We start from the raw sequence: 7,962 nt of genomic DNA on the forward strand, positions 1-7,962 counted from the left end.
CGGATTTGTCCAGTTATTCTTTTAGGCCCACTTTAACCCTTAACTTTCCGCCAATATGCGAAGATCCCAGCCTTTTACCTCAAAAGTACCTCCCCCATCTACCTGCTCTTTTGTAAATATGTCCCTGGCAAGGATTCCCTCATGAACTGCCCTTTGTACTTCCGGTGAATAGTTCAGGTAAAACCAGAAAGCCTTCCCCTCCTCATTCCTGCCTTTTCGCAAAATCAAGGGAAACTCTGCCTTTGGTACATCAAGCCCGGCATCCTTTAAAGCCATGTCGAAAACTTTCCACAAAACCCTTTTATCCGTCATACATCCAAGGTAATATCCAAATCCCTCTCCAAAGGGATGCCTGGTAACGGCAGCGTAATCTTTCCAGTTATAATGCCCATAAGATGCCAACACCTGAGTATCCTCCTCCGGAATTAAAAGCTCCATGAATTTTTCAGCATAAAAATTTTCCGCTCCACAGGTAATATCCCCGGATAATACTACATTTTTGGGAAAAGTAAACTGATGGTATGTCACCCCAAGGGCCTGATGGATGATATGGGGCTGTACACTGTGGTACACTTTCACATTTTCATTGGCAAACCCGCTTTTAAAGGTAGCCACTAGGACTCCTCCATTATTTATATAATCATTTAATTTTTTCAGTACCCTTTCATCTGCTGCATACAGGACAGGTACGACAATCATTTTATACTCATTGAGGTTCTGGGATTCCTCCCAGACAAAATCACATTCCACATTATGCTCATACAATGTATCATATACCCACCGAAGAACATCATTATATTTTATACCCTCATTGGAGGCGGCTGCTGCCTCTATGCCAAACCATTCCAGTGCAGTTAACGCTTCATTACTTACAAGAATAGCCACATCATTCTTCTTTTTCAAATTTACTAAAAATTTGCCATACTTTTCAAACTCAGCCCCCACTCTGCAGGCTTCTATATATGTTTCATTTTCTTCCAGGTCGTGGCTCAAAAGCCCTTTCCAGTATGTTTCCAGGGAATTGTGTATAGAATGCCAATGCCAGTACTCCACTGCATTTGCCCCGGACGCAATATGGCTGAATGCCTGAAGCCTAAGCTGCCCTTTGTAAGGCGTCCAACAAGGGAAACCCTGGGCCTGAGTCTCTAAAATCAAATAGTTGTCCCCCTTTAAGGAACGAATCAAATCTCCCCCAAATGCAATCTCTTTTCCTGTAAGTTCATCCTGGGTGGGATGATAGATATCCGCTCCTGCAATCGTCAGGCATTTTGCGATGTCATAGTGATCTGCATTGGGCTGAACCCCATAAGAATGTCCCCGCCAGTCAAAATCAAGATTGTGGGTGATAAACTGTTCTTCCCTTTTGTACTCCCCCACTATCCCTGCCTGCCAGGAGAGAAATTCCGACACAAGAGCGCGCTGAAACTTTTCAAACTCCGCCCCAAGGCTTCCGTTTACCGTCCCCCTCACATCAGGAAAATCCTCCCAGGCATCCAGACGGTTGCTCCAGTAATCCAGGCCAAATTCTCTGTTCAAAGCATTTAAATCGTCTTTAAACTTTACACGGAGATACTTTACAAATCGTCTCTGAACATTTTCTCCCGCAGTCCCATAATATTTTGTCTCATTGTCCAACTGATAGCCAATCACACATTTTCTGTGTGCTGTGCGCTTCATCATTTCCCGGATGATCCTTTCACTATAAAATAAATACACCGGATGGGTGATATCCATAATCTGTCTGTGCCCATAAATCCCCCTGCCCTCTTTGGTCAAGGCCAGCACATCCGGATGGGATTTCACCATCCAGGAAGGAACCGCATAAGTAGGCGTTCCCACTATAACGGAAATTCCCGCTTCCTCCATTGCATCCAAAACTTGTTCCAACTGAGAAAAATCAAATATCCCTTCCTGAGGTTCATATGTACTCCAGGTGGATTCCCCAATCCGCGCCAGGTTTATCCCGGCCTTTTTCATCATAGCTATATCTTTATCCAGCCGCTGCACCGGCATATATTCCAAATAATATGCCGCCCCATAATAGAGCTTGTCCATTCCCGTCTCCTTTTCCTATGATTCCAGTTCTTCTTTCACCTTGTCAAAATCCTCTTTAAATACAAAGCCTTTTAAACCTGCTTTCTCCGCCCCTTTTACATTGTCTTCCCTGTCATCAATAAACAGACATTCCTGAGGTTTTAGATGATGGGATTCCAACAGATAACGGTAAATCTCAATCTCCGGCTTTAACATATGTACCTCAGCGGATACCACAATCCCATCAAAAAAATCCATATCAATCTGCCTTGGAAAGTACTGGAAAAACTCTATGGCCGCATTGGAGAGCACGTAAAGTCCGTATCCTTTTTCCTTTACATATGCCATAAACTCCCCGGCTCCCTTCACCGGAAGCATACACACGTCCCAGTTTTCCACGCATTTTCTTAATTTTTCATGTAATTTTTCAGGAACGCGTTTTTTTACTAGGTCAAAACGCTCTGCATTGGTAATGTCACCTCTGTCCCCCATGGCCCATTCCGGCCCCGCAAACAATTCCTTTTTGATTATCTGCTTTTCTTCCTGTGTGTCACAGACCTGGTCTAAAATTACATCGGGATTGTAATCTAACAACACATTTCCCATATCAAATATAATATTCTTAATCATATAGTTTCTCCTCCCCCTTTTTTTCTTGCTCCATTCTACCACTTTTCTGCAAATAATGGAATTACAATATGGAAAGTCCTCCCAAAAGGATTTTGACACCGATAGCAATAAGAATGATTCCCCCGCAGACCTGGGCCTTTGCCTGGTATTTTGCCCCAAAAATACTTCCCATCTTCACCCCCGCCCCAGAGCACACAAAGGTCACAAGACCAATAAAAGATACGGCGGGAATAATTGCAACTTTTAAAAAGGCAAAGGTAACTCCCACCGCCAGAGCGTCAATGCTGGTTGCCACCGCCAAAAGAAACATGCTCTTTCCATCCATGGCAGCATCCACATCCCCCTCCCCGGTAAAAGCTTCTTTTACCATGCTTCCCCCAAGGAACAAGAGAAGCAGAAAAGCAATCCAGTGTGCATATTTTGTAATCATATCTGCAAAAAAACTTCCCAGAAAATAGCCGATTAGGGGCATCAATGCCTGAAATCCCCCAAACCACACCCCTGCAATGCACATGTGCTTTACCTTTATATTTCCCAAAGATAAACCTTTGCATACAGATACTGCAAATGCATCCATAGACAACCCAACCGCCAAAATAAATAATTCTGCAATACTCATATTTCTCTCCTTTTGTATTTTCCTAATTTCCAGGGGAAAATCCACCCTATAACTGCCGGGTGCAAAAAAGACTCACAGGCAGCTAGATGCTGCCCATGAGTCTCATCGTCTATAGTATTACCGGGTGTCTCCACCATTATGTCGATAATTACTACACATTTAAAAATTGTGCCGATTACTCCCTCTGGGAATTGATATTTCTTATATTATCATATGCAAAAAAAGAATGCAATATACAAAAAAATCTTGACATATATAGGTTGCCTATATATAATTGCAAATATAGACAGTCTATATATTTTAAGTTTATGTTGCCTTTTTAGACAAAGAAAGGAGATACCATGGGAATTGACAAAAATTTAATTCAGGGAAGCCTGAACATTATGCTGCTGCGCCTTTTGGAAGATAAAGATATGTACGGCTATGAAATGATTGAAACCCTTCGTAAAAAATCTGACAACGTATTTGAACTGAAAGCGGGTTCTTTATACCCTTTACTCCATTCTCTGGAAGAAAAAGAGTTTCTTACCTCTTACCAGGATGATTCTTCCGGAAAAAAACGCAAATATTATCACCTTACAGCTTCCGGCCGAAAGCAGGTAAAAGAAAAAAAGAGGGAATGGGAAACCTATCAGACAGCAGTGACAAACGTGCTGCATTTCTCAGGAGGTGCCCTATGACCTACGAAGAATATATGATTATATTAGAAAATCAGATAAAAAACAAAAAAGCAAAAGACCTTGTGCGCCAGGAGTTTGAAAATCATATTGAAGAACAGAAAGAAAGTTATGAGGCGGAAGGTATGGAAGAAAAAGCTGCACTGGAAGAAGCCATCCGCCAGATGGGAGATCCTGTGGCAGCAGGACAGGCACTAAATCAGATTCATCGTCCAAAATTTCCGCTTCGGCTCTTTACCCTGGCAATTATTCTGACGATTTTTGGCATTTTAATGCAGGGAATCATATTTTCCCATGTGGATCTGGGCTATCACACCCCAAATGCGCAAAATGTCTGGATTGCATCCTCCTTCCATTACCTGGGTAAAACAATTCTTTTTAATATCCTAGGACTTGGAATTATACTAGGCATGTTATACTTTAATTATAACCTGTTTGTTAAGTTTATTCTTATTTTTTACGGAATTTACTTTTTGTTTGTGGCTGCAGGAGGATTTGTTATTGTGGAATATCATTCCTACTGGTCATACAATTACTCTCTATGGATGGTATACCCCCTGATTTTCGCAGGATTGCTCTACCACTTTAAAAACAAAGAGATTTGGGGAATTTTCATCTGTGAATCCTTGACACTGGCAATTTTCCTTGCAAAAATAATTTTCCCTGGGAATGTTACCTTTTCCAGTGCCGCCATAGAATGTTATATAATTATTATATTTATTTTGTTTTTATCCATAAAGAAAGGAATTTTTGGCCTCCCAAGCAAAAAGCTATATGCGGCAGGATTTCTTATGTTTACGCCTGTCCTGTCCCTGATTCTCCTTCCCTGGCTGCCGCCATATTACACTGCAAGATTAAAAAACATGTTTTTGTTTTTTACAGGCTCTCAATTGGAGGGAGAAGGATATTACCTTGTAAACCATTTAAGAGAAAACATTCCGCACTATTCCTTGTTTGGCGGCAGTACTCTACCTGACTACATTAACCCAGGTGAACTTTACTCTAACTTTATGCTTACCTCTGCTTTTTCCTGGTTTGGAATAATTCCCGGCCTTATGGTGATACTGCTTCTTATCCTGTTCTGTATCCTAACTTTAAAAAGCGCTCTCCACCAGCACAACCGTCTTGGGATGCTCCTGGGAAGCGCCTGCGGAATCAGCATTTTGGTGCGGGTACTGGCCTATACATTCAGCAACCTGGGGTATGGGGAATACTACACGATTTCTGTTCCCTTCTTAGCCTACGGGGGAATTAATATTCTGCTCAATGCCGTCTATGTAGGATTTGTGCTATGCGTCTTTCGCAACACAAACATATTAAAAGAGGAGTGCTAACCTGCACTCCTCTTTTAAATCCAACCTTTTCAGAAAAAAAATATTTTCACCGCTACCGAAGTAACAAAAACTGCCACTGCCAGGCAAAACATACTCATCAATTTATTATAAGTTCTGTACTGCCAGGACATAATCAGCATAACCACTGCCATTAAAGGCTCAATAATATGAATTGCCCCGCTCCAAACCCCAGTCATCTGTAAAACGCATAAAACAATTACCGCTGCAGACAGCAATATCTGGACAATCTGTAATATTTTGTCCAAAGTTGACTTTTCATTCCAACTCGGCATCCTTTGACCCATAATCTTTTCCCTCCTGTTTCACTTTTCTTCTATTTTATTTAATACCAATGAGAGACGCTCCATATCAAAATTAACCACCAGCTCCTCTGGAAAATCTGCTTCCTCTAAAACTTCCAGAGCCCTGTCAAACCTGCCAACCTCATAACAGATATGACTGTCTGTGCCAAGAATTATATTTGTTTTATATTTCTTGGCCAAATCCAGCATTTCCAATATATTTTCCCTGGCATTTTCTCTGAAATTTAAAGGGTGCATAGAGCTGTTATTGACTTCCAGCGCAATGTGGCATTCTGCCGCCGCTGCTGCAATTTCATCCATATTTAAGGGGTAACGGGAATCATCTGGATGTCCAATTATGGTAACTTTAGGATTCTCAATAGCCCCAAGAATTGCCTTTGTATTTCCTGCCTCACCCAAATTGTCAATGCAGGGTGTATGCATACTTGCGATAATATAATCCAAACGATCTATAATCGAAGGATGAACATCGATTTCCCCCTTCTCCCCATAGATATTCGCCTCAATTCCATTATAAATTAAAACACCATTTATTTCTTTCGGTATCACTTTAAAATTCATAAAATACATTCTGTGGGCAGTTCCCGGCATCCTTTCCGCATGTTCGCTGATGCCTAGAGCTTTCAGGCCTATCTTTGCCGCCTCCTCAATGTTTTCCTTTAATGTACTGTAAGCATGCCCACTGGCAATAGTATGAGTATGCAAATCAAATAATGGCTGCATTTCCTACCCCTCTTTCTTTATGAAATCAATGACATCTGACAAATTTCCTGCAATATACTCCGCAATCTCCCTTGTGTCAATATCCCCCTCATCCAAATCCGGTATAAAAACAGGATGGCAGCCGGCTCTGTATGCTGACAATATCCCCGCAGGGGCATCCTCCAGTGCAATGCACTCATCAGGAAAAAGCTCCAGATGCTTTGCTGCAGTCAAATAAATATCCGGTTCCGGTTTTCCCTTCCCCACCATGTCCCCACAGATAATTTCATCAAAATATTCCCATACCCCAACACTGGTGAGATACCACTCTGTACGGCTTCTATTGCTGGAAGTCGCCACAGCTGTTTTCATTTTGTTCCGCTTTAAGAACTGTAGCAGCTCGTCTAATCCCTTTTTCTTTTCCACCCCATGTATTTTCACATATTCTTTCATAAGTTTTCTTCTAAGGGTTTTTGCCTCTTCATAGGGAAAATCTTTTCCCAAAAGCTGTTTTAAGGTTTCGGAACAGATAACAGGATTCATACTTCGGATCACAAGAGCATGTTCATAGGTCATTGTATATCCAAATTCCGCAGCGGCCTCACGCCAAAACCGATTGTACAACTTTTCTGTGTCCAACATTAAGCCGTCCATATCAAATATTACGCCTTTTATCTTCATAAAAATTCTCCTATGCATGCAATATACAAAAATAGCGAAACCCCTCTATCCGTAAGGAATTCCGCTAATTTCACTCATGAGACATCGGGGATTCGAACCCCGGACAACTTGATTAAAAGTCAAGTGCTCTACCGACTGAGCTAATATCCCATACTCAAATTTTTTTGAGAATGCCCAGTTCCGGAATCGAACCAGAGACACGAGGATTTTCAGTCCTCTGCTCTACCAACTGAGCTAACTGGGCATGAGTTGCGGGGACAGGATTTGAACCTATGACCTTCGGGTTATGAGCCCGACGAGCTTCCAGACTGCTCCACCCCGCGATATTAAATTTAAAATTAACTTCCTTTGCAAAACTGCATTGGAAGAATGGGCAGAGGTGGATTCGAACCACCGAAGCAATTTGCAGCAGATTTACAGTCTGTCCCCTTTGGCCACTCGGGAATCTGCCCATTTATAATAAAGAACCAAAGTTCTATATCATACAATATTTTCTTTTTAAGCCGATGATCGGACTCGAACCGATAACCTGCTGATTACAAATCAGCTGCTCTGCCAATTGAGCCACATCGGCACAAATTCTGTTTCATCATCGCAAACCTGAGACTTACTCTCCCTTTAACAAAATGGGACCTATAGGGCTCGAACCTATGACCCTCTGCTTGTAAGGCAGATGCTCTCCCAGCTGAGCTAAGATCCCATAACGACCCAAGCGGGACTCGAACCCGCGACCTCCGCCGTGACAGGGCGGCGCTCTAACCAACTGAGCCATTGGGCCAAAAAGCTGATATATACCATCAAAACTTCATACAGATACCCGATTGATTCTGTCTTCCTTGGTCAAGCCCTCGACCGATTAGTAACAGTCAGCTCCATGTGTTGCCACACTTCCACCCCTGCCCTATCTACCTTGTCGTCTTCAAGGGGTCTTACCCGCTTTTGCGGGGGATATCTCATCTTAA

Annotated in this window: 8 protein-coding genes, 7 tRNA genes and 1 rRNA gene; 2 read left to right on the plus strand and 14 right to left on the minus strand. The window is 42.2% G+C overall.

The window, feature by feature from the left end; genetic code table 11:
- Positions 1–39 precede the first annotated feature (39 nt).
- From D7Y06_RS13915 to D7Y06_RS13925, 3 genes are all read right to left on the minus strand, one after another.
- The gene (locus D7Y06_RS13915; protein WP_120408387.1) at positions 40–2,055 is read right to left on the minus strand and encodes a beta-galactosidase; all 2,016 of its coding nucleotides are present in this window, start codon (positions 2,053–2,055) and stop codon (positions 40–42) included.
- Between the two features lie 15 nt (positions 2,056–2,070).
- Positions 2,071–2,664, minus strand: coding sequence for an HAD family hydrolase (locus D7Y06_RS13920; protein ID WP_120408388.1), 594 nt, complete (start codon positions 2,662–2,664; stop codon positions 2,071–2,073).
- Positions 2,665–2,725: 61 nt separating this feature from the next.
- A complete protein-coding gene (locus tag D7Y06_RS13925) occupies positions 2,726–3,283 on the minus strand; it encodes a manganese efflux pump MntP (protein ID WP_120408389.1) in 558 nt (185 codons plus the stop codon).
- 341 nt (positions 3,284–3,624) lie between these two features.
- Between D7Y06_RS13925 and D7Y06_RS13930 the strand changes: the two genes are divergently transcribed.
- Entirely contained in the window at positions 3,625–3,963 is a 339-nt protein-coding gene (locus D7Y06_RS13930; protein ID WP_120408390.1) for a PadR family transcriptional regulator, read from the plus strand.
- Positions 3,960–5,294, plus strand: coding sequence for a permease prefix domain 1-containing protein (locus D7Y06_RS13935; RefSeq protein WP_120408391.1), 1,335 nt, complete (start codon positions 3,960–3,962; stop codon positions 5,292–5,294). Before D7Y06_RS13930 ends, D7Y06_RS13935 begins: the two co-directional genes overlap by 4 nt.
- A 29-nt stretch (positions 5,295–5,323) precedes the next feature.
- On the opposite strand, the gene D7Y06_RS13940 is transcribed toward D7Y06_RS13935, so the two are convergent.
- From D7Y06_RS13940 to D7Y06_RS13990, 11 genes are all read right to left on the minus strand, one after another.
- The gene (locus D7Y06_RS13940; protein WP_120408392.1) at positions 5,324–5,599 is read right to left on the minus strand and encodes a hypothetical protein; all 276 of its coding nucleotides are present in this window, start codon (positions 5,597–5,599) and stop codon (positions 5,324–5,326) included.
- A gap of 18 nt (positions 5,600–5,617) precedes the next feature.
- Positions 5,618–6,340 (minus strand): phosphatase, encoded by a 723-nt coding sequence (locus D7Y06_RS13945; RefSeq protein WP_120408393.1) that lies wholly within the window; start codon positions 6,338–6,340, stop codon positions 5,618–5,620.
- Between the two features lie 3 nt (positions 6,341–6,343).
- Complete coding sequence (locus D7Y06_RS13950) at positions 6,344–7,000, minus strand: HAD family hydrolase (protein ID WP_120408394.1); 657 nt, start codon at positions 6,998–7,000, stop codon at positions 6,344–6,346.
- A gap of 77 nt (positions 7,001–7,077) precedes the next feature.
- Positions 7,078–7,150: transfer RNA gene (locus tag D7Y06_RS13955), tRNA-Lys, on the minus strand.
- 21 nt (positions 7,151–7,171) lie between these two features.
- A tRNA-Phe gene (locus tag D7Y06_RS13960) sits at positions 7,172–7,244 on the minus strand.
- Positions 7,245–7,249: 5 nt separating this feature from the next.
- Positions 7,250–7,323: transfer RNA gene (locus D7Y06_RS13965), tRNA-Met, on the minus strand.
- Positions 7,324–7,370: 47 nt separating this feature from the next.
- A tRNA-Tyr gene (locus tag D7Y06_RS13970) sits at positions 7,371–7,452 on the minus strand.
- A 49-nt stretch (positions 7,453–7,501) separates the two neighbouring features.
- A tRNA-Thr gene (locus tag D7Y06_RS13975) sits at positions 7,502–7,574 on the minus strand.
- A 53-nt stretch (positions 7,575–7,627) separates the two neighbouring features.
- Positions 7,628–7,700: transfer RNA gene (locus D7Y06_RS13980), tRNA-Val, on the minus strand.
- A gap of 4 nt (positions 7,701–7,704) precedes the next feature.
- Positions 7,705–7,778, minus strand: a tRNA-Asp gene (locus D7Y06_RS13985).
- Between the two features lie 58 nt (positions 7,779–7,836).
- Positions 7,837–7,962, minus strand: a 23S ribosomal RNA gene (locus D7Y06_RS13990); the annotation flags it as partial.

This window comes from Roseburia sp. 1XD42-69 (genome assembly GCF_003612565.1).
Taxonomy (GTDB): domain Bacteria; phylum Bacillota; class Clostridia; order Lachnospirales; family Lachnospiraceae; genus Roseburia_B.

Bases quoted from the DNA above. Each gene is read 5' to 3' on its own strand.
- D7Y06_RS13950 (WP_120408394.1), bottom strand. From the start codon at position 7,000: ATGAAGATAAAAGGCGTAATATTTGATATGGACGGCTTAATGTTGGAC.
- D7Y06_RS13940 (WP_120408392.1), bottom strand. From the start codon at position 5,599: ATGGGTCAAAGGATGCCGAGTTGGAATGAAAAGTCAACTTTGGACAAA.
- D7Y06_RS13945 (WP_120408393.1), bottom strand. From the start codon at position 6,340: ATGCAGCCATTATTTGATTTGCATACTCATACTATTGCCAGTGGGCAT.
- D7Y06_RS13920 (WP_120408388.1), bottom strand. From the start codon at position 2,664: ATGATTAAGAATATTATATTTGATATGGGAAATGTGTTGTTAGATTAC.
- D7Y06_RS13935 (WP_120408391.1), top strand. From the start codon at position 3,960: ATGACCTACGAAGAATATATGATTATATTAGAAAATCAGATAAAAAAC.
- D7Y06_RS13930 (WP_120408390.1), top strand. From the start codon at position 3,625: ATGGGAATTGACAAAAATTTAATTCAGGGAAGCCTGAACATTATGCTG.
- D7Y06_RS13925 (WP_120408389.1), bottom strand. From the start codon at position 3,283: ATGAGTATTGCAGAATTATTTATTTTGGCGGTTGGGTTGTCTATGGAT.
- D7Y06_RS13915 (WP_120408387.1), bottom strand. From the start codon at position 2,055: ATGGACAAGCTCTATTATGGGGCGGCATATTATTTGGAATATATGCCG.